Source organism: Paractinoplanes aksuensis (assembly GCF_024137025.1).
GTDB classification, from domain to species: domain Bacteria; phylum Actinomycetota; class Actinomycetes; order Mycobacteriales; family Micromonosporaceae; genus Actinoplanes; species Actinoplanes aksuensis.
Map to the genome: position 1 here is coordinate 114,113 of NZ_JAMYJR010000014.1, position 23,925 is coordinate 138,037.

The window sequence follows — 23,925 nt, forward strand, 5'->3', positions numbered from 1 at the left end:
TAGCTCAGGCGCGACCCGCCCGGTATACGGGCGCGTCACTTAAGCGCGACTCAGACCTCGAGGACCTGACGGCCGTTGTAGGTGCCACAGACCGAGCAGGCGGTGTGCGGCAGCTTCGGCGACTTGCACTGGGGGCAGGCCACGGTCTGAACCGCGGTCGCCTTCCAGTTCGCCCGGCGGGACCGGGTGTTGCTGCGCGACATCTTGCGCTTGGGGACGGCCACGGTACCTACTCCTCAGAATCTTGCTGCGGCGAAGCCGTCTTGGACGGCTCAGTCGAAATGGTGCGCAAAGCGGCCCAGCGGGCGTCCACGACCTCGTGGCTGTGATCGGCCGGGAGGTCGTCGAAGTGCACCCCGCACTCGGGGCACAGACCGGGACAGTCCGGCCGGCACAGCGGGTTGGTCGGCAGCGTCAGCACCACCGCGTCCCGCAACGCCGGTTCCAGGTCGAGCAGGTCGCCCTGCATCCGGCCCACCTCGTCCTCGTCGGTCGTCTCCTCCGTGGTGCTGTCCGCGTAGGCGAACAACTCCGCGATCTTGACGTCGAAGGACTCGTTGATCTCGTTGAGGCAGCGACCGCACTCGCCGGTGATCTCACCGCGGGCACTGCCGCTGACATAGACCCCCTCGGAGACCGACGTGAGCGTCATGTCGAGCTCGACGTCCGACCCCTCGGGGACCGAGATCAGCTCCAGACCGAGGTCCTTCGGTGCCGGGATCACCCTTTTCAGGGCACGCGTCGCACCAGGCTGCCGTGGAAGTTTCGTCGTGTCGACGACGAGCGGCTGCCTGGGGTCCAGGTGTGAGTGTGGTGACTTGGGCATCGTTATTCCTCAGCCATGGGTAGGCCGACAGGAAAGGTTACCTGAGCTGCCGCCGTACCGTCGAATCCGGGTCTGCCTTCCGACCGCCCCGCCCGCCACCCTTGATCAGACTGAAGGCTCGTCTTCCGGCTCTCTTAGAACGGCAGCGGGCGCTCCGCGTCTTCCCCCTGGAAGGTTCCGATCTCGCGCAAAGCGTGCATCTTGTCCCGGCCGCGCTCTATCGACGCCAGGGCCCGGGTCAGGAACTGCTCGAAGTTGGCCAGCGCGGTGTCGACGTAGTCGTCGACCTCTTCCCGCAGGCGCTGGGCCTCGGTGCGGGCCTCGGCCACGATCCGGGCCCCCTCGTGCTCGGACGAGACCGTGATCTCGTTGACCGAGACCAGGCGGGCGTGTTCGGTCTCACCCTCGCTGATGATCCGGTCGGCCTCGCGACGGCCGGCCTCGATGATCCGGTCACGCTCGTCGAGCACGGCGGCGGCCTTGCGCAGCTCGGACGGAAGCTCGGCGCGCAGGTCCTCGAGACGCTCGATCATCTCGTTCCGGTCGTACATGAAGTTGGTCCGCGACATGGGCACGGAGCGCGACTCCTGCACGAGCTCGATGATCTCGTCGATGCGGTCGAGCGGATCCACGGCGGTATCTCCTGTCCCTGTAGCCACGCAGCGTGGTCCGATCACGTTACTGCGTTACTGTCCCCCGTCGCGCCCAATCCACACTCGGCGCGTCTGCCCGCCTTCTGCGCTTTTGCCACATTTCGGCGGGGGCTCAGTTCTGCTTGAGGCGGGTGACCAGACGCTCGCCGACGAAGTCGGGGACGTACGCGGAAGCGTCGCCGCCCCACTTCACGACGTCCTTGACGAGGCTCGACGAGAGGAAAGAGTAGAGCGGGTTGGTCGGCATGAAGAGGGTCTCCACGCCCGACAACCCGATGTTCATCTGCGCCATCTGCAACTCGTAGTCGAAGTCGCTGACCGCCCGCAGACCCTTGATCACCACGGCCGCGCCCTGGGACCGGCAGAAGTCGACGAGCAAACCGTGGAACGAGGCAACCCGGACATTCTCGTACGAGGCGGTGGCCTCGCCGAGCATCTCGATCCGCTCCTCGATCGTGAAGAGGCCCGTTTTCGACTGATTGATCAGCACCCCGATGATCACCTCGTCGAACAGCCGGCTGGCCCGGCCGACGATGTCGAGGTGGCCGTTGGTGACCGGGTCGAAGGAGCCGGGACACACCGCTCGTCTCATGATCGGCGACCGTACCAAAGCGTCGTCTCCCCGTACCGCCGACTGCGGTCCGCAGTGATGCCGTCCACCCAGGTCACCGCGCCCCCGCGGGTCGCCCGCTCGAGGATGATCACGGCGTCCGGGGCCAGCCAGCCGAAGTCGATCATAGATTGCTGCACGTCGATGAGGTCGCGGTCGGTCACGTCGTACGGCGGGTCGGCGAACACGACGTCGTAGGCGCCCCCGTCGGGTGGGCCGGCGACGACCTGGGCGACCTTGCCGGTGACCAGCCGCGCGGCCCCACCGACCCGCAACGTGACAATGTTGTCGCGGATCGTGCGCGCGGCGCGGGCGTCCGCCTCGACCAACAGAGCGTGGGCAGCCCCCCGCGACAACGCCTCGAGACCGACCGCCCCGGAACCGGCGTAAAGGTCGGCGAACCGGACGTCGGTCAGGTCGATCATGGAGTCGAGCGCGCTGAAGAACGCCTCGCGGACGCGGTCCGTCGTCGGGCGGGTCAGCGCACCGGCCGGAGCGGACAGTCGGCGGCCGCCGTGCGCGCCCGCAATGATCCTGGTCATGAGCGCTCGCGCGGCTCTGCGGTGAACACGAGTCGAAGCTACTTCACCACTTACGCACCGCAACGAAAGAGTGAACAAATCCGCAGCCGATGCACACGCAGAGCATCGGTCCATATGCGATCCGTCAATCCAAAATCACGGATGTGCAACAACAGTTTTAAGCGCCTCTGAGGGATTTCCCAGATTTCCATAAGTCGCTATGGTCAGGCGCTGTTGCTGACACTCCACCGATTGTCAGCCGTCGACGTGGGGAGGCGTCGTCGCAGGCCATCGCCCTTGTTGTCGGCGAAAGGCCCGCCCGCCTCCTTGCGCTGCACCCCTGATTCCCCCAGACAGGAGTAGGCGTGAACCTACTGAAGTCCAAGCTGCGGCGGGCCACCGCCGTCGCCGCTGGAACGCTCATCGGCCTGGCCGGTGTGGCGTTCTTCGCCTCGCCCGCCAGCGCCCACTACAGCGGGGTCGAAGGCACCGCGAAGTGTGTCGACGGCAACTGGGTCGTCAACTGGGAAGTGTCCACCGACAACGGCAAAGAGCCTGGCGCCGAGAAGTACCGCTTCCTCAAGGTCGACGCGCAGCCGGCCGGGTCCAAGCTCGAGGGCATCGCCCACACGCCGGACGACTCGGCCGACCCGTTCCCGCACACGAGCAACGAGACGCTCAAGGGCGTCCAGATCGTCGACGGCAACGCCAAGGAAGCCTCGCTCGAGATCCAGGTCAAGTGGAGCGACGAGTACGTCCAGCTCCAGCACCAGTACGGCTACGTGAAGTTCGACGGCACCTGCTCGACGGCGCCGAAGCCGGAAGCCTCGCTCGCCTCGTCGTGCGAGGGCGTGACGGTCACCCTGACCAACGGCAAGGACGCCACGAAGGACGCCGAATTCCAGGTCGAGGGTTCGAAGGGCTTCAAGAAGGACGTCACCGTCAAGCCGGGCGAGGACGCGGCCACGGTCGAGATCCCGGCGGAGAACGCCAAGAAGGTCGTCGTCACCGAGAAGTCAGCCGACAAGCCGCTCCTCGAGGGCAAGTGGGAGAAGCCGGAAGACTGCACCCCGCCGCCGTCCGGTGGCGACGCCCAGGTCGGCTACGAGGTCTCCTGTGACTCGATCCTCTTCGGCATCGACAACAGCGAGGGCGACGAGACCATCACCCTGGCCCTCAAGCCGAACAAGGGCGAGGACGTGACCCTGGTCGCGAAGCCGGGCGAGACCAAGACGATCGAGATCAAGGGCCAGAAGGGCCTGATCGTCAAGGCTGACGTCAACGGCGAGGCCCAGACGCCGGTGAACTTCGACAAGGAGAAGCCGGGCGACTGCGAGACGCCGGCCACGCCGACGCCGACCGAGTCCGCCCCGGGTGAGGGTGGCGGCCTGCCCGTCACCGGCCCGGTCGCCGGCAGCATCGCGGGCGGCGCGGCTCTGCTGCTCGCCGTCGGTGGCGTGCTCTTCTTCCTGGCCCGTCGCCGCAAGGTGAACTTCACCGCCTGATAGCAGCTACTGAGAAAGGCGCGTCGACCTCGGTCGGCGCGCCTTTTCTTTGTGCCCACCGCCTCATGTCCCGCAGCTCTTCTGTCCGCCGCTCACATGCCCGCGGCGTTTGCCGCGCCTCTGCGGCTCTCGTACCTCGCGGTGGCGGGTGGCGGTGGTTGCGGTGGGACGGTTTGGGGGCGGGGATGCCCCACTCCGGGCGATCAGGCTTGGTCCCTGCGTGGGGCATCCCCGCCCCCAAACCTTGCTTTCCCTACGCGAATGCCGGCTCCGGCCACCACCGCCGGAACACTTCGCTCCGCCCACGCGAGCGCAGCCCCGCCGGCCCCGCAGAGTTCGCGCCGCTCACGGCGCTGCCAGGCGTCGGCGCAGACGTCGCGCTGACACCGCCAGTGCGGGCGTCCGCCGCCGACGCCCGCACAACTCGCTTCGGCCACGCGGGGTGAATGGGCTCGGTCAGTCCCTATGACGTGGGTCGTGGGAGGTGGTGGAGGGGCGGAGCCCTGCTTGCCTCAGAACTGTGGCGGGCCGAAAGTGCCGTCGGGGGCGGGGCGGTACTCCTTGACCTCGGTTACTGCGTTCAGCGGCAGGGGTGCGTAAAGGTGAGGGAACAGGCTGCCGTCGGTGGCGGGTGGGTCGCCCTGTTCCCAGGTGATCGGGGTCGGGAGGCGGGATTCGTCGATCACCAGTAGCAGCAGGTCGTTGCGGCCTCGGAACAGCGCTGTGGCTGGGATGTGGGCCTGCTGCTCGGTGGAGCAGTGGATGTAGCCCTGGGTGGCCAGGGTGTCGCCCTCGTAGACGCCGGCTGGCTGTGCGGCCTCCCACGTCGCCTGCGGCACGATGTGCAGGATCATTGCTGCCCTCTCTGACCGGGTGGTGTTCCACCGACCGGTGTCGTCATCAGCTGCGCGGCGGTCGGCGTCAGCCCTTTTCGAGGTATTCGGCTCTGTCTTCGTCGACCAGGGCGGCTACTGAGGCGGCCAGGGCGGGGTATTTCGTGAGGTCGGGGTCATCGCCGACCAGGTCTGAGGCTTCGGCGCGGGCTTCGGTGATCAGTTTGGCGTCGCTGATCAGGGAGAGCAGGCGTAGGTGGGAGTGTTTGCCGGATTGGGAGGCGCCCAGGACGTCGCCCTCGCGGCGTTGTTCGAGGTCGATCTCGCTCAGTTTGAAGCCGTCTGTGGTGGAGGCTACGGCGGCCAGGCGTTCGCGGGCTGCGGTGCCTTCTACGGACTCGGTGACCAGCAGGCAGATGCCGGGGGCTGAGCCTCGGCCCACGCGGCCGCGTAGCTGGTGCAGTTGGGAGACGCCGAAGCGGTCGGCGTCCATGATGACCATGACTGTGGAGTTGGGGACGTCTACGCCGACCTCGATGACTGTGGTGGCTACCAGGACGTCCAGGTCGCCGGCGGCGAACTTGCGCATCACCGCGTCCTTCTCGTCGGCCGGGAGCTTGCCGTGCAGGATGCCGATACGCAGGCCGTGGAGCGGGCCCTCCTCGAGGATGGGCGCGACCTCCAGGACCGCCAGGGGTGGACGGCGGGCCGATTCGTTGTCGCCGGGTGGCTCCTCCTCGTCGCCCTCGGCGGTGCCGATGCGCGGGCAGACCACGTACGCCTGATGGCCGGCCTGGACCTCCTCGCGGATGCGACGCCAGGCGCGGTCGAGGAAGGCCGGCTTCTCGGGTGGCACGACATGTGACGCGATCGGTGAGCGGCCGCGCGGGAGCTGCGACAGCACGGAGGTCTCGAGGTCGCCGTAGACGGTCATGGCGACCGTACGGGGAATGGGGGTGGCTGTCATGACCAGGACGTGTGGCGGGCGGGCGGCCTTGGCGCGGAGGGCGTCGCGCTGTTCCACGCCGAAGCGGTGTTGCTCGTCGACGACGACCAGGCCCAGGTCGTGGAAGTCGACGCCCTCGTAGAGGAGGGCGTGGGTGCCGATGACGATGCCGGCCGTGCCGTCGGCGACCTTGGCCAGTGCGGCTCGGCGGGCGGCGGCGCCCAGGGAGCCGGTGATCAGAGTGAGCTGGGTGCCGGCCAGGTCGCCGTCGATCTCGCCGGCTCGGCCCAGGGCGCCGAGCTGGGCGCTGATGCCGCGGAAGTGCTGGGTGGCGAGCACCTCGGTCGGCGCGAGCAGGGCGGCCTGTCCCCCGGAGTCGACCACCTGGAGCATCGCGCGCACCGAGACGAGGGTCTTGCCCGAGCCGACCTCGCCCTGCAGCAAACGGTGCATGGGGTGGGGGCGGGCCAGGTCGGCCGCGATCTCCTCGCCCACGGTGGCCTGGCCCTCGGTCAGCTCGTACGGAAGGCTCGCGTCGAATTTGGCCAGGATGCCGCCGTCGACGCGGGGGCGGGCGCGGCCGGGGGCGGCGGCGGCTCGGGCCCGGCGCTGGACCAGGGTGAGCTGGACGGCGAAGGCCTCGTCCCACTTGAGGCGGTACTTGGCGGCGTACAGGGCCTCTTTGGAACTTGGGCGGTGGATCTCGCGCAAGGCGTTGCCGATGCCGCCCAGGTTGCGTTTCGCTCGGACCGAGGCCGGCAGCGGGTCGGTCGGCGGCTCGAAGGTCTCGAGCAGGGTGCGTACGCAACGGGCGATGACCCAGGTCGGCACGGCCTGAGCCGCCGGGTAGACCGGGATCAGCGCGCCGGCGAACTCCTCGATCTCTTCGGCCGCCTCGTCCTGCGTGGCGTCGACGGCCAGCAGCTGGTAGGCCGGGCTGACCAGCTGGCGCTTGCCGCGGAAATCGGAGACCTTGCCCGCGAACAGGCCCCAGCGGCCGCGCCTGAGTTCGCGCTCACGCCACGCCTGGCCGAAGAACGTGCAGGTCAGCGTGGCCCCGGAGTCGTCACCGATGGTGAGCTCGAGGATGTTGCCCTTGCGCTGGCGCATCGGCTTGACCTGGACCGACTGGATCTGGGCCAGGACGGTGGCCTGCTCGCCGATCTGCAGGCCGTGGATGGCCGTCTCTTCGCCGCGTTCGTCGTAGCGGCGCGGGAAGTGGTAGATCAGGTCGCCCGCGGTGTGCAGGTCGAGGTGGGTGGCCAGCGCCTTGGCGTCGTTCTTCTTGAGCACCTGGTCGAGCGGGGCCTCGGTGGTGGTTCTGGTGTCGCTCATTCCACTCCAACCAGCAGGTGGTAGCGGGGTTGCCCGCCCGTGTAGCAGTGCAGCTCGGCGAAGGGCCAGGCCCGGCCGGCGTGCTCGCGCAGGACGCCCTCGAGCGTGGCCGGGGCGTCGGCCCCGAGCACGAGGGTGACCAGTTCGCCGCCGCCGCCCAGCATGCGGTCGAGCAGGCGGGCGCTGACCTCGGCCAGATCGTCGCCGATGACGTGCACCTCGCCGTCGACCAGGCCCAGCAGGTCACCCGCCCGGCACGGGCCGGCGACGGTGAGGGAGTCGCGCTGGGCGGTGCAGACCTCGCCGTAGCGGCAGGCGCCGGCCGCCTCGGCCATGGCGATCACGTCATCGGCGAACGGCCGGCCGGGGTCGCGGACGGCCAGCGCGGCCAGGGCCTGCACCGGGGAACGGGTGGGGACGACGCTGACCCGCAGGCCGCCCGCCTCGGCCTCACGGGCGGCGGAGAGGGCGACGGCCTGGGTGTTGGCGTCGTTGGGCAGCAGCACGACACGGCGGGCCCGACAGGCCTGGATGGCGGCCAGCATCTCGCGGGTCGACGGGTTGCGGCCGACCACGGTGGCCCCCTCGGCCTCGAACAGGGCGGTCAGGCCGTCGCCGGCGGCGACTACGACGGCGGCGCGCTCGGCGTGGTCGTGCTGATACTCGTCGAGGGGGGTGACGGCGATGTCGTACGGGCGGCCGGCGCGCACACCGGCCTCGATCGCGGGGCCGATGGCGGCGGCCGGCACGTGGACGTGGACGTTCCAGGTGGCGACGCCCGGGTCACCGGTGCCGACGACGACGAGTGAGTCGCCCAGGGCGTCCAGCTGCTCTTTCAGCCGGTCGACGGCGCCTGCGGCCGCATCCAGCAGGTATTGCACCTCGTAGCCCCACGAGCCTTCGCCGCCCGCCGACCGATCACGGTGGCCGTCGGCTGCGGCAGGCGGCGACCCATTTGCCATGGCGGGCGTTGACCCGTCGGCCGTGGCTCGCATCGACCCGTGGGCTATGGCTCGCATCGACCCGTCGGCCGTGGCTCGCGTTGAGCTGTCGGCCGTGGCTCGCGTTGAGCTGTCGGGCTCGGCTGAGGCGGGGCCGACGGCGGGCTCGAGAGCCGGTGACGGACCGAAGGCTAGATCCAGGTTGGCCGCCGCGGACCGGGTGGTTGGTGGGGACAGTGCGTCGACCAGAGCCTCGAGCAGGACGACCAGGCCGCGGCCACCGGCGTCGACGACGCCCGCGCGGGCCAGGGCGGGGAGCTGTTGTGGCGTGCGGGCCAGCGCCTCAGCCGCGGCGCGGGCGGCGGCGCGGGCCACAGCGATGAGATCGTCGGACTTGAGGCGGGAGGCGGCGTCGGCGGCGGCCGCGGCGACCGTGAGAACGGTGCCCTCGACCGGGCGGGCGACCGCGGCGTAGGCGGCCTCGGAGGCGGACCGCAGCGCCCGGGCCAGCTCGGCGCCCCGGACGGCGGCCGTGGCGGCGACGCTGTCGGCCATGCCGCGCAGTATCTGCGAGACGATCACGCCGGAGTTGCCCCGCGCGCCCAGCAGCGCTCCCCGGGCCATGCGGCGCAGAGCGTTGCCCGGGGCCGACGCCTCGGGCGCACCCGAAGCCGGCGCCGGGCCCGCCGGCTCGGTGGTGGAAGCATCAAGCGCCTCTTGGGCCGACGTGAGGGTGAGCACCAGGTTGGTGCCGGTGTCCCCGTCGGGCACGGGATAGACGTTCAGCTCGTCGATTTCGCGCTGGTGAGCTCGCAGCGCGGTCAGACCGCCGCCGCACCAGCGGCGGACGGCTGCGGCGTCCAGCGTCTCGAGCACGCGAAAATCGTACTAACCACCACTGACAACTTCTCGCCGCGAGCGGTGAGCGGGGGCGATTGGCTGTTCGGGGTGGGCATCGGGTAACCTTGCCGGGTTGCCTACGCGGGCCATGCTTCGCTGGGCGTCTTCAAGTTTCGTTTCGACCCAGGAGTATCCCGTGGCTAGCGTGTGCGACGTCTGTGGCAAGGGACCGGGCTTCGGCCACAACGTGTCCCACTCGCACCGGCGGACCAACCGCCGCTGGAACCCGAACATCCAGTCGGTGCGTACCCCCGCTGGTGGCGGCACGACCAAGAAGGTCAAGGCCTGCACCTCGTGCATCAAGGCCGGCAAGGTCGTCCGCGCCTAAATTCAGTCTTGGTAACTAACCCCTCGGCCCGCGGGCCGAGGGGTTAGTTCTGTTTCCGGCCAGAGGAGCCTCTGCTTCTAAAGGGCCCGGGCGTACGAGAGCACGCCCTCCTGCCCCTGGTAGTAGCCGAAGTCCTCGATGCGGACGTAGCCGGCCGACTCGTAGAGGGCGATCGCCTCGGGCTGCCGGTCGCCGGTCTCGAGGATCACCCGGTGGCAGCCGGCCGCGCGGGCCGAGTCCTCGATCGCGGCCAGCAGGCGCCGCCCGAGGCCCTGGCCGCGGGCCGAGCGGGCCGTGAACATGCGCTTGAGCTCGGCGTCGTCGCCGTGGCGGCGCCAGGCGGCACAGGCCACCAGGCGCTCGCCGTCGTCGGCGACGAAGAACGCGCCGTTCGGTGGGGTGAAGTCGTCGTCGGCGATGGGCGTGTCGTCGCCGGATCCGCCGTAGCGCTCGGAGAGCTCGGCGAACACGTCGACGATCAGCGCCCGGACGGACGGCTCGGCGTAGTCGGCCTGCCTGATCTTGATGTCTTGCACAACGGGCAAGCGTAATCAGCGGAAGTGGTCCCAGCCCACCGGCCCGCTCCACGGTTTGCGGTCGACGGTGATGCCGGTGCCCTCGTGCACGAGGCCGATGGGCTGCCAGCCGGGCGGGAGCTCGGCGCCGGGCGGGAACGTGGCGGCCAGCGCGTGATCGTCGCCACCAGCCATGATCCACTGCAGCGGGTCGACGCCGAGCGCGGTCGCGGCGTCCAGCATCTGGCCGGAGACCTCGAACGACTCGGTGCGCACGTCGATGCCGACCACGCTGGCCCGCGCGATGTGGCCCAGATCCTGCAGCAGGCCGTCGGAGATGTCGATCATCGACGTGGCTCCGGCCCGGGCCGCGGCCGGACCCGCCTCGTACGGCACAGCGGGTCGGCGATAGGCCTCGACCAGCGCTTTCGGCGTACGGAAACCTCGGGACAGCACCGTGTAGCCCGCCGCCGCGTAGCCGATCCGACCGGCCAGCGCGAGGGTGTCGCCCGGCTCGGCCCCGCTGCGCAGCACCGGCTTGCGGCCACCCAGATCGCCCAGGGCGGTCACGGCGATGGTCAGCGTGGGGCTGGCGGACGTGTCGCCGCCCACCACCGCCGCCCCGACCAGCGCGGCCTCGTCCGACAGCCCACCGGCCAGTTCCTCGGCCCAGCTCACGTCGAGATCCGTCGGCGCGCACAAACCGACCAACAGGGCCGTCGGCACCGCCCCCATGGCCGCTATGTCGGCCAGGTTGGCGGCGGCGGCCCGGTGGCCGACGTCGGCCCCGGACGACCAGTCGCGGCGGAAATGGCGGCCCTCGACCAGGACGTCGGTGGAGGCCACGATCCGTCCGTCGGGCGCGGCGACGATCGCGCTGTCGTCGCCCGGACCCAGCAGTGTCGTCGGACCGTTCTCGAGCCGGGCGACCACCCGGGCGATGAGCCCGAACTCCCCGGCCTCGGCGATGCTCACTTGAGTGGCCTTTCGTTCCTGATGCGGCCCGCTGTCGCGCGGATCCTTACGGTAGTTTTCACGTTCGGGTTACGGCGGAGACGGAATGGAGTCGGAGCGTGGTACAGGCATACATCCTGATCCAGACCGAGGTCGGAAGGGCCCATGACGTGGCCGCCGCGATCGGCAAAATTCCTGGTGTCGTGCGCGTCGACGCTGTCACCGGCCCTTACGACGTGGTGGTTCTGGCCGAGGCGCACACGGTCGACGACCTCGGCGGCCTCATTGTGAGCAAAGTCCAGTACGTACCCGGCATCATGCGAACCCTCACCTGCTCCGTGGTAAACCTCTGACCATGGTCGACGTGGACACGCCCCCGGCGAAATCGAAGAAATCGGACCCGGCGACGCGGGGTGCGGCGCTGTGGGCCACGCTTATCGCGGTGCCTATCGCGGTGATCGTCGGTCTCGTGGCGTTCGCGCAGTTCACGCCGGAAAGCGACGACCCCGCGGCGGCGCCTTCGGCGTCGGCGCCGGTCGCCGTGCCGTCCACGCCGGTCCAGTTGGCCGCGCCCCGGCTCGACGAGCGGACGACCCAGGTCTGCCTGGCCGTGACCTCGCAGCTGCCGACCGAACTGCGGGGCCTGCCCGGCCGCAAGGTGACCGCCGGCCCCGAGCAGAACGCGGCCTGGGGCGAGCCGCCGGTCACCCTCGAATGCGGTGTGACACAGCCCACAATGTGCGAACGGATCGACGGCGGCCACGAGGGTTGCGTGCCGCTCGACGCCACCATGCTGGCCATGGACGGGGTCTGCTGGTGGGCCAAGGACGGCCCAGCCACCGACGTCTTCACCACGATGGACCGTGAGGTCGCCGTCCAGGTGACCGTGCCCGGCAGTTACACCCAGACCGGCCAGTGGGCCAACGAGTTCTCCGAGCCGGTGGTCAAGACGGTCAAGTCCACGACCAAGGGCGTCCCCAGCGGGTGCAAGGGCTAGTGCAGGCCGCGCCTTTAATGCAAGCCACTGCCGCGGCGCAGGGCGGTGCGGATCAGGCGGTCGACCACCTTGGGGTACTCGAGGCCGGTGGCCGCCCACATCAGCGGGAACATCGAGGTCGGCGTCATGCCCGGCATCGTGTTGATCTCGTTGAGATAGACCTGATGGTCGGCCGTGACGAAGAAGTCGACCCGGGCCAGGCCGGCACAGTCCAGGGCGGTGAAGGTCTGCCGGGCGTACTCCTGCACCTGGCGGGTCACCTCGGCCGGCAGATCGGCCGGCAGGTCGTACCGGCCGCCGTCGATGTACTTGGTCTCGAAGTCGTACCAGTCGGCGTCGCCGACGTGGATCTCGGCCAGCAGGGACGCCTCGGGGGCGCCGCCGGCCTCGCTCTCGAGCACGCCGCACTCGATCTCGCGGCCCACGATCGCCGCCTCGACCAGCACCTTCGGATCGATCCGGCGGGCGGTGGCGACGGCGTCGTCGAGGTCGGCCCAGTCGGTGACCTTGGTGATGCCGTGCGAGGAGCCGGCCCGCGACGGCTTCACGAAGACCGGCAGGCCCAGCCTGTCCTTGTCGGCCTCGCTCAGCGAGACGCCGGCCCGCAGGACCGCGTACGGCCCGACCGGGATGCCCTCCGCGATGGCCAGCTTCTTGGTGAACTCCTTGTCCATGGCCGCGGCCGACGCGAACACGTTGGCCCCGACGTAGGGCAGGCCGGCCATCTCGAGCAGGCCCTGGATCGTGCCGTCCTCGCCGTACGCGCCGTGCAGCACCGGGAAGACCACGTCCACCCCGGCCAGCGACGAGACACCGTCGACGGGCTCGCGCACGATCAGCTCGGAAGCGGTGGGGTCGGCCGCCAGCACGACCGCCTGGCCGCTGGTCGCGGTGATCTCGGGCAGGGTGCGGTCGGCGATGGCGAAGGTGGACGGGTCGTCCCCGGAGACCACCCAGCGGCCCTCACGGGTGATGCCGACCGGGAGCACCTCGTACTGGTCCGGGTCGAGCGCGCGCAGGATGCTGCCGGCGCTCACGCACGAGATCCCGTGTTCGCTGCTGCGGCCGCCGAAGACGATCGCGACGCGGGTTTTCCGAGGGGTCGTCACTTTCTTTGGGCCTCTCGCTAGCGGGCATGCCGGGGGGAACCCTACTCTGCGTTAGCCACTCGCGGGATCACCCGGCCTCGGGGCCGGGACAGGGGAACGGGCAGTTCATGAGAGCAGCACTCCACGTGATCGCCGGGCCGGGGCCCGGGCAATTGGCGACCATCGCGCACCCGCGCGCGGACGCCTGGCCGGTCGACCAGCTCGGCGCGCTCGCCCGCGCCGGGGTGAACGTCGTCGTCTCGGCCTTGACCACCCATGAGCAGCATCGGCTGGGCTTCGGCGACACCGCCACGGTCGCCGCGGCGTACGGGCTGGAGTTCTTGTCGTTCCCGGTGCCGGACGGCGGCGTCCCGCGCGACGAGGCCGTCCAGGTCGTGGCGCTGGCGACGAAGCTGGCCGGGCAGGTGCGCTCCGGCCGCTTCGTCGTGACCCAGTGCTTCGGCGGCATCGGCCGGTCGACATTGCTGGCCTGCACGACGCTGGTGCTGCTGGGCATCGCCCCCGGCGAGGCGCTGAGCCGGGTCACCGGCGGCACCGAGATGCCGGTGACCCAGGACTGGCTCTACGACTTCGCCGCTGCACACCCGTCGCGCCGAAGCGCCTAGGTTGCTGATCGTTTGATGGCGACGTCGCGGAGCAGTCGATGCGTCGCGACGGCGCCCAGCACGACCGCGACCGCCGTCAGGGTCAGCGCGATCGCGTAGGGCAGCCGGGCGATCAGCTCGCCGGAGTCGCTGACCTCGATCAGCCCCTCACCGGCCAGCCCCGGCAGCGCGCCCGGCGCGATCAGCAGCACGCCGATCCACGGCCGGAACCGGTAGAAGCCGGCCGAGATCAGGATGCCCGTGGTGAGGAAGCCCACCGTGGCCGGCAGCAGGTGCAGGTACTCGGCCGCCGCCTCGCCGAAGTGGAACACCGGGTAGCTCGCGGCCCGGTGGTCGAACAGGCCGAGGACGACGCTCTCGACCGCGTGCCCGACCACCACCACGGCCGGGAACACGAGCGCGATGCCGGCCGCGAACAGGACCAGCCCGCGCAGGAACTCGTGGCGGGTCACCCCGTTGGCCACGAACGTGCGCAGATGCAGGCTGACCAGCAGGATGCCGGCCACCAGGGGCCAATACTTGGCGGCGGCGCCCGCGACGACCAGCCAGAAGCTGAACCGCACCGGACCGGCCAGCGAGATCGCGGCCACCGCCCCGACCTGGACGACCAGCAGGATGGCGGCGAACCACAGGATCATCTGCTGCCAGAGCCGCAGCAGGGTCGCGGCGACACTCATCGGGAAACCTCCAGCCGCTGCGAAGTGAGGTGCACGAACAGGTCCTGCAGGCCGAGCGGCCCGAAGGTCAGGCCGGCGCGCTCACCCCGGGCGATCTCGTCGGGGTCGAGCCGGCCGTCCAGGGTCAGGGCGCGTACGCCCACGAGGGTCTGCTCCCCCAGCACCGTGTGCCCGGTGGCGAACGCGGAGACCTGCTCGGCCGGCCCGGTCACCGTGACACCGCGCCCGCGCAAGGCGTCGGTCTCGTCGTGCAGCAGGACCCGGCCGCGGTCCATGATGACGACCCGCTCGAACAGCTCGGCCACCTCTTCGATCAGGTGGGTCGAGATGATGATCGTGCGCGGGTGGGCCAGGTAGTCGGCCAGCAGCTCGCGGTAGAACAGGGTGCGGGCCACCGCGTCCATGCCCAGGTAGGACTCGTCGAGAATGGTCAGCGGGGTCCGCGCGGCCAGCCCCAGCACGACACCGACGATCGAGCGCTGGCCCCGCGAGAGGGCGGAGATGCGCTTGCGAGGGTCGAGCTCGAAGATGTCGAGCAGCTTGTGGGCGTACTCCGCGTCCCAGGTCGGCCGCAGCCGGCCCGCGACGTCGAGCGCGGCCCGCACCCGATCCGAGTCGTTCAGGTCGAGGGTGTCGCGGATGAACGCCGTACCCCGCATGATCGCCGGATTCTCGAACGCCTCGACCCCGTCGACCAGCACGGTGCCGCGGCTCGGCCGTCGATACGACGCGAGCGCGCTGAGCAGGCTGGTCTTGCCCGACCCGTTCCGCCCGAGCAGGCCGTAGATCTTGTCCGTGGGCAGCGTCAGACTGACGTCGTCGACGGCCACGGTGTCGCCGTAGCGAATGGTGACCCCGCGCATCTCGATCATCGCCGGCTCCCCAGGTAGTGCGTGATCTCGTCGACGCTGATGCCGACCCGCTCCGCCTCGTCGAGCACCGGCTCGAGCGCCTCGGCGAAGAACCGTTCCCGCCGCTCCGCGCGCAGCTTGCCGGGGGCGGCCGGGCTGACGAACATGCCGATCCCCCGCCGCTTGTAGAGGACCCCCTCGTCGACCAGCTGGGCGAAGCCCTTGGCCGCGGTGGCCGGATTGATGCGATAGAAGGCCGCGTACTGGTTCGTGGACATGACCTGCTCGTCCTCCCGCAGAGTCCCACTGAGGATGTCGTTCTTGATGCCATCGGCGATCTGGAGGTAGATCGGGGAGCGATCGTTGAACACCCGAGCCTCCAAGGTTAGGTGGTTCGTTACTTGTGTAACGAACCATAGAGGCAACGAAGATCCAAATCAATACGTACGCGGTGTGGATGAGTCCACGCCTTCCGAGCGGGCTTCGCGCCGTCGCGGCCCACGGCCGCACCCGGCCGCCGGCTCATGAGATCGGTCCGGCGGCCGTGCTGAATCGGGACTGACGGGCGTGCTGTTTCGGGACTGAAGGCGTGCTGTTTCGGGAATCAGGCGGCGAAGGTCTGAGGCAGGGCGCCGTTTTCCCAGAGGGTGTCGAGGTGGTCGAGGAAGCCGACCAGGCTGCGTTCGAGTTCGCGGCGCTCGGTGGCGGGCAGGGCGGCCAGGGGGTCGCTGAAGACGAGGCCCTCGGGGTGTTTGGCGCGGGTGCCGACGAACTTGCGGCAGGACGTGCACCAGACGTAGCTCACCAATGTGGGCCGGCGGGCGTTCTCGGGGGCGGTGACGTAGGCCCGCAGCGAGAGCGAGCCGCAGGACGGGCACTCGCGTTCGCCGGGGGCGGCGAAGAAACTCTCGCCCTGGGTCATAGCGGCTACCTGGTCACCGGAGAAGCTGTCCCAACTCACCCCGGCACCGTATCCCGTCGGCCCCGGCGATGTTGATCACCGGGGCCGGTGCCGAGCCGTAGCCGCGATGAAGTCGGATCGAAGCCGGCCGGGCCGGTCCGGAGCCGGGTGGTGGGGGTCAGGCCTCGTCGAGGGCGGCGGTCAGGTCGGCCAGCAGGTCCACCGTGTCCTCGATGCCGCACGACAGGCGGACGAAACCGGGGCTGGTGTCGTCGCCCCACTGGGCGCGGCGGTCGGCTGTGGTGTGGACGCCGCCGAACGAGGTGGCCGCGAAGACCAGCGACGCCGCGGTCAGGAAGCGGGCCACCCGCTGGGCGTCGCCCAGGTCGAACGAGACCACGCCGGGGACGCGGCGCATCTGGCGCGACGCCACCGCGTACGAAGGGTCGGAGTGCAACCCCGGCCAGCGCACCCCGGTCACGTCGGCGCGGCCGCTCAACAGCGCGGCCACGGCCGCCGCGTTCTGGCTCTGGCGGGCCAGGCGCAGGTCGAGGGTGGCGATCGAGCGGTGGGCCAGCCACGCGTCGAAGGCCCCGGGCACGGCGCCGGTGTGCTTGCGCCACGTCTCGACTTTTTCGTACAGCGCGTCGTCGTTGGTCGACACGTAGCCCAGCAGCACGTCGGAGTGGCCGGTCAGCGCCTTGGTGCCGGAGGCGACGACCAGGTCGGCCCCGAGCGCGAGCGGGTTCTGGCCCAGCGGGGTGGCCGTGGTGTTGTCGACGGCCACCAGGGCGCCGGCGGCGTGGGCGGCCGCGGACACCTCGGCGATGTCGCACACGTCGAGGCCGGGGTTGGCCGGGGTCTCGAGCAGCACCAGGCGTACGCCGGTGAAGTCGGGGAACGGACCGGCCGTGGGGGCCAGCACCGTCTTCACCCCGAGGTCGCGCAGGGTGCTCTCGGCGAAGCTGCGGACCGTGAAGTAGCCGTCGGAGGGCAGGACCACCGTGTCGCCGCTGCGGAGCACCGAGAGCAACAAGGCGGTGATCGCGGCCTGACCGCTGCCGAAGGTCAGCGTGCGGCCGCCCTCGAGTTCGCCGATGGCCGACTCGAGCCGCCGCCGGGTCGGGTTGTCGGGCCGCCCGTAGCCGTTGTCGCCGACCTGGCCCTCGGCCGGGTCAAGGTGGTAGGGCGCGGCGAACACCGGGCCGGGCAGGAACGGGTCGCCCGCCTCGGCTTCCGGCAACCCCGCGTGCACAACCCTGGTTCCGTCGCTGTAGCTCATGCCGATTCTCCGCTTCGCTCCGAATCGACATGAGGCACAAAAAGGCTGAGCCCAATGATTCGTTCGCTTCGCTCTCTCATTCCGGCTTGATCTCCCGACCCATCAGCAGTTTCACGGCCACCCGCGGGTCCACGCCCTCGTGGCACACGCGCTCGACCTGCTCGGTGATCGGCACCTCGACCCCGTGCGCGCGGGCCAGGTCGCGGATCGCCAGGCAGCTCTTGACGCCCTCGGCGGTCTGCCGAGCGGCCACCTGCGCCTGCTCCAGAGTCTTGCCCAGGCCCAGTTGCTCGCCGAACGTGCGGTTGCGCGACAGTGGCGACGAACACGTCGCCACCAGGTCGCCCAGCCCGGCCAGACCGGCGAAGGTGAGCGGGTCGGCGCCCAGGGCCACGCCCAGCCGGGCCGTCTCGGCCAGACCGCGGGTGATCAGCGACGCCTTGGTGTTGTCGCCCAGCTTCATCGCCGCGGCCATGCCGTAGGCCAGGGCGATCACGTTCTTGACGGCGCCGCCCAGCTCGCAGCCGATCACGTCCTCGCTGGTGTAGGGGCGCATGTAGGGCAGCGCGATCGCGTGCTGGACGGCCCGGCACCGGTCGCTGTCGGTGCCGGCCACCACCGTGGCCGCCGGTTGCTCGGCGGCGATCTCGGGGGCCAGGTTGGGGCCGGAGACGACCACCACCCGGGACGCGTCGATCCGGGCCGTCTCGACGATGACCTGGCTCATCCGCTTGGTCGTGCCGAGCTCGATCCCCTTCATCAGCGAGACGATCGTGCAGTCGGCCTCGAACGCGCCGGCCCACTCGGCCAGGTTGCCGCGCAACGTCTGGGACGGCACGGCGATGGCCACGATCCCGGCCCCGGCCACGGCCTCGGCCAGGTCGCCGGTGGCGGTGATGCGCTCGGGCAGCTTGAGCCCGGGCAACGCGCTCTCGTTGAGGTGGTGGTCGCGGATCGAGGTGACGACCGACTCGCGCCGGGCCCACATGGTGACGTCGGCGCCCGCCTCGGCCAGCATCTTGGCGAAGGCCGTGCCCCAGGCGCCGGCCCCGATCACCGCGGCCCGGCTCATCCGGCGTCCCCGGCGCTGGGCGCCTGCCGCCGCGAGCGGTCGTAGAGCTCGGCCGGGGGCTTCTCGCCGCGCAGTTCGCCGAGGAGCCCGCTGATGTCCTGCATGATCGCCTCGGTCATCTGGTCGAGCACCTGGCGGGTCGGGGTGGCGCCGGACCAGCGGCTCAGATCGACCGGCGGGCCTGAGGTCACCGTGACCGGCGTACGCCGGAAACGCAGTTTGCTCGTGCGCGGGTCGAAGATCTGCTCGGCGCCCCAGTTGGCCACCGGGATCACCGGCGCCCCGGTGACCAGGGCGAGCCGGGCCGCGCCGGTCTTGCCCCGCATCGGCCACAGGTCGGGCTCGCGGGTGGTCGTGCCCTCGGGATAGATCACCACGACGCCGCCCTGCTGGAGCGCGTCGACCAGCACGTCGAGGGACTTCACGGCCTCGACACTGCCCCGCTCGACCGGGATCTGCTGGACCTTGCGCAGAAAACCGCCGAGCAGCGGCACCTTCCACAGGCTGGCCTTGCCCAGGAAGCGGGGCCAGCGCCCGGCGCTGAAGATGTAGTAGCCCACGACGACCGGATCGAAGTGCGACACGTGGTTCGGGGCGATGATCACGCCGCCGGACCGCGGGATGTTCTCCGTGCCGAGCCAGGTCCGCCTGGTCCAGACCTTGAGCACGGGAATCACCAGTGCCGCCGCGAAACTCCGCCAGAACCCGAGCCTGCGGTGTGCCACGACTCCTCCTGCCCCTGCTCGGGCGGCGTGTCCCCGCCGCCCCTGGTCGTCGTGCCTGCGACGAAATCATGCCTGCTCGAAGCCTGCGGTACCAGGTAGGGGTCCTTACCGCTGCGCTGGCACACTGGTGGCGATGACGACGGGCGACTGGGTGGCGGTCATGCCGGTGAAGCGGCTGGGGGCCGCGAAGAGCCGGCTGCGGGGCGCCGTGCCCGCGGCCCGGCACGGCGATCTCGCGCTGGCCATGGTGCGCGACACGGCCACCGCGGTGCTGGCCACCCCGGCCGTGGCCGAGCTGCTGGTGGTGACCGACGACCCGGTGACGGCCGAGGCCGTGGCCGCGCTGGGGGCCCGGGTCGTGCCCGACCGGCCGGCGGCCGGGCTCAACGAGGCCATGCGGTACGGCGCCGACCAGATCGCCGGGCCGGCCACGCACCGCGCCGTGCTGGCCGGCGACCTGCCCGCGCTGCGCCCGCACCAGCTCGACGCGGCGCTGGCCGCGGCCCGGCCCGGCCGCGCGTTCGTGGCCGACGCCGCCGGCAGCGGCACGGTGCTGCTGGCGGTGGCGCCCGGCGAGCCGCTCGACCCACGTTTCGGCCTCGGTTCGGCGGCGGCCCACGCCGCCTCCGGCGCCCGCCCGCTCGAGGGCGACTGGCCGGGCCTGCGGCAGGACGTCGACACTCCGGCCGACCTGCGAACCGTCCTCGGCCTGGGCGCGGGCGGGCACACCTGTGCCCTGCTGCGTGATGTGGGACTCAAGGTGGCCTGCGTCTCGGCCGCCTGACCGGTAGCGTCAAGACCATGCAGGGCACGATCGCGACCTTCGACCCCACCTCCCGCACCGGCACGCTGCTGCTCGACGACGGCACTGAGCTGGCCTTCGACGCACCCGCGTTCGACGCCTCCGGGCTGCGGAAACTCCGACTGGGGCAGCGCGTCGCGATCGAGGCCGGCGAGGGCGGGCGCGTCCGCCAGGTGAGAATTCCCGGGGTCGACTGAAACGGTGCAGCCGTGTCCGTTTCACGTTCCGGCGAAACCGGCAATGATGGTGCGATGCACACCTCGCCCGGGACCCCCACCAGCCGCCGGCGTGGCCCGAACGGCCGCTTCCTTCCCCGTACGACAGAGATCGATCCGGCACATGTGGGCGAGACGGAGCGAGTGGTGACCAGCAGCATCGAGACATCCGACCTGATCGAGGCGCCGGACGGGCCGGATCTGCCCGAGCTGCCGGAAGACCGGTTCCTCAACCGCGAGCTGTCCTGGCTCGACTTCAACTCGCGGGTGCTGGCCCTGGCCGAGGACCAGGAGACCCCGCTGCTGGAACGGGCCAAATTCCTGGCCATCTTCGCCAGCAACCTCGACGAGTTCTACATGGTGCGGGTGGCGGGCCTGAAGCGCCGGCTCAACGCGGGCCTGCCCATGCGCGGCGGCGACCGCTCCTCGCTGCGCAACCAGCTCGACATGATCTCGCAGCGCACGGCCGACCTGGTGACCCGGCAGTCGGCCTGCTTCGGCGACGAGGTGCGGCCCAAGCTGTCGGCCGAGGGCATCGAGGTGGTCACCTGGGCCGAGCTCGACGCCCCCGAGCGCGAGCGGCTGCGCACGTACTTCCGCGAGCAGGTGTTCCCCGTGCTGACGCCGCTCGCGGTCGACCCGGCGCACCCGTTCCCGTACATCTCGAACCGGTCGTTGAACCTGGCGGTCGTGCTGCGGGACCCCGACGGCGGCGGGAACGAGTTGTTCGCCCGCATAAAGGTGCCGAACAACGTGCCGCGCTTCGTGACGGTGCAGAACGACAGCCGGGCGGTGCGCTTCCTGCCCGTCGAGGAGCTCATCGCCGTCCACCTCGACCAGCTCTTCCCGGGCATGCAGCTGCAGGAATGGCACCTGTTCCGGGTCACCCGCAACGCCGAGCTCGAGGTCGACGAGGACCGCGACGAGGACCTGCTGCAGGCCCTCGAGCGTGAGCTGGCCCAGCGCCGGTTCGGCCCGCCGGTGCGGCTCGAGGTGGCCGCCTCGATCAGCGACCACGTGCTCGACCTGCTGGTCCGCGAGCTCGACGTGGTCAGCTCGGACGTGCAGCGGGTGCCCGGCCTGCTCGACCTGTCGTCGCTGTGGCAGGTCTTCGGCGAGTGCGACCGCGACGATTTGAAGGACCGCCCGTTCGTCCCGTCGACCCATCCGCAGCTGGCCGACGGCGAGGTGCCGCGCAGCGTCTTCAACCGGCTGCGCGAGAGCGACATCCTGGTCCACCACCCGTACCACTCGTTCTCGACGAGCGTCCAGCGCTTCATCGAGCAGGCCGCGGCCGACCCCAACGTACTGGCCATCAAGCAGACCCTCTACCGCACCTCGGGCGACTCGCCGATCGTCGACGCGCTGGTCGACGCGGCCGCCGCCGGCAAGCAGGTCGTCGTGCTGGTCGAGGTGAAGGCCCGCTTCGACGAGGTGGCCAACATCGCCTGGGCCCGCACGCTGGAGCGGGCCGGCTGCCACGTCGTCTACGGCCTGGTCGGGCTCAAGACCCACTGCAAGACCGCATTGGTCGTACGCCAGGAGGGCAACCAGATCCGGCGGTACTGCCACATCGGCACGGGCAACTACCACCCCAAGACGGCCCGGCTGTACGAGGACTTCGGCATGCTGACCGCCGATCCCGAGGTCGGCGCCGACGTCACCGACCTGTTCAACGTGCTCACCGGTTACAGCCGTCAGCGGTCGTACCGTCGTCTGCTCGTGGCCCCGCACGGCGTGCGCTCGGGCCTGATCGAGCGGATCGAGGAGCAGGCCCGCATCGCCCGCTCCGGCGGCGAGGCGCTGGTGCAGATCAAGGTGAACTCGCTCGTCGACGAGGAGACCATCGACGCGCTCTACCGCGCCTCGCAGGACGGCGTGAAGTCCGATCTGATCATCCGCGGCATGTGCGCGCTGCGGCCCGGCGTCCCCGGGCTGTCCGACAACATCCGGGTCCGCTCGATCGTCGGCCGTTTCCTGGAGCACTCGCGGGTGTTCCGGTTCGGCGCCGGCGACGACGCCGAGTACTGGATCGGCTCGGCCGACATGATGCACCGCAACCTCGACCGCCGGGTCGAGGCGCTGGTGCGGGTCACGCTGCCGACCGCCCGGGAAGAGCTGCGCTACGTGCTCGACCTGTCGATGGCCGACACCACCGAGGGCTTCGACCTGGCCGGCGACGGCACCTGGCACCGGCACCCGGCCAACCCCACCGACCCCAAGGTGCACCTGCAGGAGGCGCTGCTGCGCCGCGTCATCGGCAAGGCGGTCAAGTGAGCGAGGCGTCAACGGTCCGCGCCGCCGGCGGTGTGCTCGTGCGCGACGACGGCCGCGTCTGTCTCGTGCACCGTCCACGCTACGACGACTGGGCCCTGCCCAAGGGCAAGCTCGACCCCGACGAGCCGCCGATCCTGGGCGCCGCGCGCGAGGTGCTGGAAGAGACGGGCCAGCCGGTCCGCGTCCGGGCCGCGCTGCCCTCGGTCTCGTACAAGCTGCCCGACGGCCGGCCCAAGACGGTCGACTACTGGCTGATGGCGGCGGCCGGCGACGGCGGCCCGGTACAGGACACCGACGAGGTCGACGAGATCGCCTGGCTCACCTTCGACGAGGCCGCGGCCCGGCTGACCTACGCCGACGAGCGGGTCGTGCTCGACCACGCGGCCGCGCTGCCCGCGGTCACCGCGGTCGTGGTGCTGGTACGGCACGCCCACGCCGGCGAGCGCAAGAAGTGGTCGGGCAACGACGCCCTGCGCCCGATCGACGCGCAGGGTCAGGCCGAGGCCGAGCGGTTCGCCGCGGTCTGCGGCCCGATCGGTCCCGAGCGGCTGATCGCGGCGACGCCGTTGCGGTGCAAGCAGACCCTGGAGCCGGTGTCGGCCGCGTACGGCGGTCTGCCGATCGTCGTCGACGGGGCGTTCGCCGAGCCGGCCGAGGCCGACGAGGCGCCGGCCAAGGCCAAGCTGGCCGCGCAGCGCCTGCTCGACGTGCGCGCGGGCGGTCTGGCCGCGATCTGCAGCCAGGGCAAGATAATCCCGCACCTGCTGGCCACCCTGCTCGACGAGGCCGACAGCGAGCCCTACAAGACCGCCAAAGGCGATGCCTGGTTGCTCACCTGGGCCGGCGAGCGGCTGCTCGCGCCGGCTCGCCTCTAGGCACAGCCACGGGGTCGGCCCGCCAGTAACCGATCAGGTCGCCGGCCAGCCAGCGGGCCCGCCACAACTCGTCCTCGCGCGGCTCCCAGTCGCGCAACGGCAGCAGCGAGACCCGCCAGCCGAGCACACAGACGAGATACCAGTTGTAGAGCGGGATCAGGCCGAGCCAGGCGTCCCGGGGCCGGTACGAGGCCCACGGGGCCAGCAGACGCACCGTCAGCGCGGCCCAGGCCCCCGTGACGAGCCAGTCGAGCAGTCCCGAACCGGTGTACCGCTCGGCCAGCCCGCCGAACGTCCAGCCCGGCACCACGGCCGCGGTGAAGACCAGCGTGGCGATGAGCGACCGGCCGAACAGTCCTCGCGGCGATACATCACGCCCCATGTCCGCCGACGGTAGGCGGGCCACGGTTCCCGTGCCCCGGACACACGAAAGGCGTCCACCGTTCGGGTGGACGCCTCTGCGCGCGGAACTAGCGGGTCTTGCGGGTCGTTCCCGTCGCGCGGGCGCGAGCCGGAGTCGCCGCGGTGGCCGCCGTGGTGGTCTTACGGGCGGTCGTCTTCTTGGCGGCCGCCGTCTTGGTCGCGGTGCTCTTGGCCGGAGCAGCCTTGGTGGCCGCCGTCTTCTTGGCCGCCGTCGCCTTGGTGGCAGTCGCCTTGGTGGCGGTGCTCT

The 23,925-nt window shown here is 70.7% G+C and carries 27 protein-coding genes and 3 pseudogenes; 9 read left to right on the forward strand and 21 right to left on the reverse strand.

Annotated features, from left to right (window positions below; genetic code table 11):
• Positions 1 to 50: 50 nt before the first annotated feature.
• The 5 genes from rpmF to rsmD all read right to left on the reverse strand — a co-directional run bounded on the left by rpmF (position 51) and on the right by rsmD (position 2,631).
• Positions 51 to 224 carry a 50S ribosomal protein L32 gene (gene rpmF / locus M1L60_RS15315; protein WP_221375975.1) on the reverse strand — a complete coding sequence of 58 codons (174 nt, stop codon included), beginning with the start codon at positions 222 to 224 and terminating at the stop codon, positions 51 to 53.
• 5 nt (positions 225 to 229) lie between these two features.
• Positions 230 to 826: a YceD family protein gene (locus M1L60_RS15320; protein WP_253238084.1), complete on the reverse strand. Its 597-nt coding sequence runs from the start codon at positions 824 to 826 to the stop codon at positions 230 to 232.
• Positions 827 to 960: 134 nt separating this feature from the next.
• Positions 961 to 1,458 carry a hypothetical protein gene (locus M1L60_RS15325; RefSeq protein ID WP_253238085.1) on the reverse strand — a complete coding sequence of 166 codons (498 nt, stop codon included), beginning with the start codon at positions 1,456 to 1,458 and terminating at the stop codon, positions 961 to 963.
• 133 nt (positions 1,459 to 1,591) lie between these two features.
• Positions 1,592 to 2,071, reverse strand: coding sequence for a pantetheine-phosphate adenylyltransferase (gene coaD, locus M1L60_RS15330; RefSeq protein ID WP_133874798.1), 480 nt, complete (start codon positions 2,069 to 2,071; stop codon positions 1,592 to 1,594).
• Complete coding sequence (gene rsmD, locus M1L60_RS15335; RefSeq protein ID WP_253238086.1) at positions 2,068 to 2,631, reverse strand: 16S rRNA (guanine(966)-N(2))-methyltransferase RsmD; 564 nt, start codon at positions 2,629 to 2,631, stop codon at positions 2,068 to 2,070. The genes coaD and rsmD overlap by 4 nt, the downstream gene beginning before the upstream one ends.
• Positions 2,632 to 2,975: 344 nt before the next feature.
• Here rsmD and M1L60_RS15340 point away from each other — a divergent pair, with 344 nt between their 5' ends.
• Positions 2,976 to 4,115, forward strand: a complete 1,140-nt coding sequence (locus M1L60_RS15340; RefSeq protein WP_253238087.1) for a cell wall anchor protein — start codon at positions 2,976 to 2,978, stop codon at positions 4,113 to 4,115.
• 512 nt (positions 4,116 to 4,627) lie between these two features.
• On the opposite strand, the gene M1L60_RS15345 is transcribed toward M1L60_RS15340, so the two are convergent.
• The 4 genes and pseudogenes from M1L60_RS15345 to M1L60_RS48520 all read right to left on the reverse strand — a co-directional run.
• On the reverse strand, positions 4,628 to 4,969 hold the full coding sequence (locus M1L60_RS15345; protein WP_253238088.1) for a DUF952 domain-containing protein: 342 nt from the start codon (positions 4,967 to 4,969) through the stop codon (positions 4,628 to 4,630).
• A 67-nt stretch (positions 4,970 to 5,036) separates the two neighbouring features.
• Positions 5,037 to 7,229: an ATP-dependent DNA helicase RecG gene (recG, locus tag M1L60_RS15350; protein WP_253238089.1), complete on the reverse strand. Its 2,193-nt coding sequence runs from the start codon at positions 7,227 to 7,229 to the stop codon at positions 5,037 to 5,039.
• A pseudogene (locus tag M1L60_RS48515) lies at positions 7,226 to 8,176 on the reverse strand (fatty acid kinase subunit FakA-related protein); the annotation flags it as partial. The gene recG and the pseudogene M1L60_RS48515, both read right to left, overlap by 4 nt.
• 129 nt (positions 8,177 to 8,305) lie before the next feature.
• Positions 8,306 to 9,046 (reverse strand): annotated as a pseudogene (locus tag M1L60_RS48520) (DAK2 domain-containing protein); the annotation flags it as partial.
• 160 nt (positions 9,047 to 9,206) lie between these two features.
• Here M1L60_RS48520 and rpmB point away from each other — a divergent pair.
• A complete protein-coding gene (gene rpmB, locus M1L60_RS15360; RefSeq protein ID WP_111654257.1) occupies positions 9,207 to 9,398 on the forward strand; it encodes a 50S ribosomal protein L28 in 192 nt (63 codons plus the stop codon).
• Between the two features lie 77 nt (positions 9,399 to 9,475).
• Here the strand turns inward: rpmB and M1L60_RS15365 are convergent, their stop codons facing one another.
• Both M1L60_RS15365 and M1L60_RS15370 read right to left on the reverse strand, forming a co-directional pair.
• On the reverse strand, positions 9,476 to 9,934 hold the full coding sequence (locus M1L60_RS15365) for a GNAT family N-acetyltransferase (RefSeq protein ID WP_253238091.1): 459 nt from the start codon (positions 9,932 to 9,934) through the stop codon (positions 9,476 to 9,478).
• Positions 9,935 to 9,949: 15 nt separating this feature from the next.
• Positions 9,950 to 10,891: pseudogene (locus tag M1L60_RS15370) on the reverse strand (thiamine-phosphate kinase); the annotation flags it as partial.
• Positions 10,892 to 10,986: 95 nt separating this feature from the next.
• Between M1L60_RS15370 and M1L60_RS15375 the strand changes: the two are divergent.
• Positions 10,987 to 11,220, forward strand: coding sequence for an Lrp/AsnC ligand binding domain-containing protein (locus tag M1L60_RS15375; RefSeq protein ID WP_133874791.1), 234 nt, complete (start codon positions 10,987 to 10,989; stop codon positions 11,218 to 11,220).
• Between the two features lie 2 nt (positions 11,221 to 11,222).
• The gene (locus M1L60_RS15380) at positions 11,223 to 11,864 is read left to right on the forward strand and encodes a DUF3515 family protein (protein WP_253238093.1); all 642 of its coding nucleotides are present in this window, start codon (positions 11,223 to 11,225) and stop codon (positions 11,862 to 11,864) included.
• Positions 11,865 to 11,878: 14 nt separating this feature from the next.
• Here M1L60_RS15380 and M1L60_RS15385 read toward each other — a convergent pair whose 3' ends face one another.
• A complete protein-coding gene (locus M1L60_RS15385; protein ID WP_253238094.1) occupies positions 11,879 to 12,973 on the reverse strand; it encodes a D-alanine--D-alanine ligase family protein in 1,095 nt (364 codons plus the stop codon).
• A gap of 107 nt (positions 12,974 to 13,080) precedes the next feature.
• Between M1L60_RS15385 and M1L60_RS15390 the strand changes: the two genes are divergently transcribed.
• Positions 13,081 to 13,578 carry a protein-tyrosine phosphatase family protein gene (locus M1L60_RS15390; protein WP_253238095.1) on the forward strand — a complete coding sequence of 166 codons (498 nt, stop codon included), beginning with the start codon at positions 13,081 to 13,083 and terminating at the stop codon, positions 13,576 to 13,578.
• On the opposite strand, the gene M1L60_RS15395 is transcribed toward M1L60_RS15390, so the two are convergent.
• The 7 genes from M1L60_RS15395 to M1L60_RS15425 all read right to left on the reverse strand — a co-directional run bounded on the left by M1L60_RS15395 (position 13,575) and on the right by M1L60_RS15425 (position 19,086).
• Entirely contained in the window at positions 13,575 to 14,255 is a 681-nt protein-coding gene (locus tag M1L60_RS15395) for a hypothetical protein (protein WP_253238096.1), read from the reverse strand. The genes M1L60_RS15390 and M1L60_RS15395 overlap by 4 nt on opposite strands.
• Entirely contained in the window at positions 14,252 to 15,127 is an 876-nt protein-coding gene (locus M1L60_RS15400) for an ABC transporter ATP-binding protein (RefSeq protein ID WP_253238097.1), read from the reverse strand. The genes M1L60_RS15395 and M1L60_RS15400 overlap by 4 nt, the downstream gene beginning before the upstream one ends.
• Complete coding sequence (locus tag M1L60_RS15405) at positions 15,124 to 15,477, reverse strand: GntR family transcriptional regulator (RefSeq protein ID WP_253238098.1); 354 nt, start codon at positions 15,475 to 15,477, stop codon at positions 15,124 to 15,126. The genes M1L60_RS15400 and M1L60_RS15405 overlap by 4 nt, the downstream gene beginning before the upstream one ends.
• 233 nt (positions 15,478 to 15,710) lie before the next feature.
• Entirely contained in the window at positions 15,711 to 16,067 is a 357-nt protein-coding gene (locus M1L60_RS15410) for a hypothetical protein (protein WP_253238099.1), read from the reverse strand.
• Positions 16,068 to 16,185: 118 nt separating this feature from the next.
• Positions 16,186 to 17,289, reverse strand: a complete 1,104-nt coding sequence (locus tag M1L60_RS15415; protein ID WP_253238100.1) for a cystathionine gamma-lyase — start codon at positions 17,287 to 17,289, stop codon at positions 16,186 to 16,188.
• 76 nt (positions 17,290 to 17,365) lie between these two features.
• Positions 17,366 to 18,361 (reverse strand): NAD(P)H-dependent glycerol-3-phosphate dehydrogenase, encoded by a 996-nt coding sequence (locus tag M1L60_RS15420; RefSeq protein ID WP_253238101.1) that lies wholly within the window; start codon positions 18,359 to 18,361, stop codon positions 17,366 to 17,368.
• Positions 18,358 to 19,086, reverse strand: a complete 729-nt coding sequence (locus M1L60_RS15425) for a lysophospholipid acyltransferase family protein (protein WP_253238102.1) — start codon at positions 19,084 to 19,086, stop codon at positions 18,358 to 18,360. The genes M1L60_RS15420 and M1L60_RS15425 overlap by 4 nt, the downstream gene beginning before the upstream one ends.
• 133 nt (positions 19,087 to 19,219) lie before the next feature.
• Here M1L60_RS15425 and cofC point away from each other — a divergent pair, with 133 nt between their 5' ends.
• From cofC to M1L60_RS15445, 4 genes are read left to right on the forward strand one after another with little or no spacing between them, the layout of a single operon-like run.
• On the forward strand, positions 19,220 to 19,870 hold the full coding sequence (gene cofC / locus M1L60_RS15430; protein WP_253238103.1) for a 2-phospho-L-lactate guanylyltransferase: 651 nt from the start codon (positions 19,220 to 19,222) through the stop codon (positions 19,868 to 19,870).
• A gap of 17 nt (positions 19,871 to 19,887) precedes the next feature.
• Positions 19,888 to 20,085: a cold-shock protein gene (locus tag M1L60_RS15435; protein ID WP_253238104.1), complete on the forward strand. Its 198-nt coding sequence runs from the start codon at positions 19,888 to 19,890 to the stop codon at positions 20,083 to 20,085.
• Positions 20,086 to 20,139: 54 nt separating this feature from the next.
• Positions 20,140 to 22,380, forward strand: a complete 2,241-nt coding sequence (locus M1L60_RS15440; protein ID WP_253238105.1) for an RNA degradosome polyphosphate kinase — start codon at positions 20,140 to 20,142, stop codon at positions 22,378 to 22,380.
• Entirely contained in the window at positions 22,377 to 23,255 is an 879-nt protein-coding gene (locus tag M1L60_RS15445) for an NUDIX hydrolase (protein ID WP_253238106.1), read from the forward strand. Before M1L60_RS15440 ends, M1L60_RS15445 begins: the two co-directional genes overlap by 4 nt.
• Here M1L60_RS15445 and M1L60_RS15450 read toward each other — a convergent pair.
• Both M1L60_RS15450 and M1L60_RS15455 read right to left on the reverse strand, forming a co-directional pair.
• Positions 23,212 to 23,637, reverse strand: a complete 426-nt coding sequence (locus M1L60_RS15450; RefSeq protein ID WP_253238107.1) for a hypothetical protein — start codon at positions 23,635 to 23,637, stop codon at positions 23,212 to 23,214. The two genes, M1L60_RS15445 and M1L60_RS15450, sit on opposite strands and share 44 nt — an antisense overlap.
• A gap of 88 nt (positions 23,638 to 23,725) precedes the next feature.
• The coding region (locus M1L60_RS15455; RefSeq protein ID WP_253238108.1) for a hypothetical protein at positions 23,726 to 23,925 on the reverse strand (200 nt) is incomplete at its 5' end.

Bases quoted from the DNA above. Each gene is read 5' to 3' on its own strand.
- M1L60_RS15320 (WP_253238084.1), bottom strand. From the start codon at position 826: ATGCCCAAGTCACCACACTCACACCTGGACCCCAGGCAGCCGCTCGTC.
- coaD (WP_133874798.1), bottom strand. From the start codon at position 2,071: ATGAGACGAGCGGTGTGTCCCGGCTCCTTCGACCCGGTCACCAACGGC.
- rsmD (WP_253238086.1), bottom strand. From the start codon at position 2,631: ATGACCAGGATCATTGCGGGCGCGCACGGCGGCCGCCGACTGTCCGCT.
- M1L60_RS15345 (WP_253238088.1), bottom strand. From the start codon at position 4,969: ATGATCCTGCACATCGTGCCGCAGGCGACGTGGGAGGCCGCACAGCCA.
- recG (WP_253238089.1), bottom strand. From the start codon at position 7,229: ATGAGCGACACCAGAACCACCACCGAGGCCCCGCTCGACCAGGTGCTC.
- M1L60_RS15380 (WP_253238093.1), top strand. From the start codon at position 11,223: ATGGTCGACGTGGACACGCCCCCGGCGAAATCGAAGAAATCGGACCCG.
- M1L60_RS15390 (WP_253238095.1), top strand. From the start codon at position 13,081: ATGAGAGCAGCACTCCACGTGATCGCCGGGCCGGGGCCCGGGCAATTG.
- M1L60_RS15395 (WP_253238096.1), bottom strand. From the start codon at position 14,255: ATGAGTGTCGCCGCGACCCTGCTGCGGCTCTGGCAGCAGATGATCCTG.
- M1L60_RS15400 (WP_253238097.1), bottom strand. From the start codon at position 15,127: ATGATCGAGATGCGCGGGGTCACCATTCGCTACGGCGACACCGTGGCC.
- M1L60_RS15415 (WP_253238100.1), bottom strand. From the start codon at position 17,289: ATGAGCTACAGCGACGGAACCAGGGTTGTGCACGCGGGGTTGCCGGAA.
- M1L60_RS15420 (WP_253238101.1), bottom strand. From the start codon at position 18,361: ATGAGCCGGGCCGCGGTGATCGGGGCCGGCGCCTGGGGCACGGCCTTC.
- cofC (WP_253238103.1), top strand. From the start codon at position 19,220: ATGACGACGGGCGACTGGGTGGCGGTCATGCCGGTGAAGCGGCTGGGG.
- M1L60_RS15435 (WP_253238104.1), top strand. From the start codon at position 19,888: ATGCAGGGCACGATCGCGACCTTCGACCCCACCTCCCGCACCGGCACG.
- M1L60_RS15440 (WP_253238105.1), top strand. From the start codon at position 20,140: ATGCACACCTCGCCCGGGACCCCCACCAGCCGCCGGCGTGGCCCGAAC.
- M1L60_RS15450 (WP_253238107.1), bottom strand. From the start codon at position 23,637: ATGGGGCGTGATGTATCGCCGCGAGGACTGTTCGGCCGGTCGCTCATC.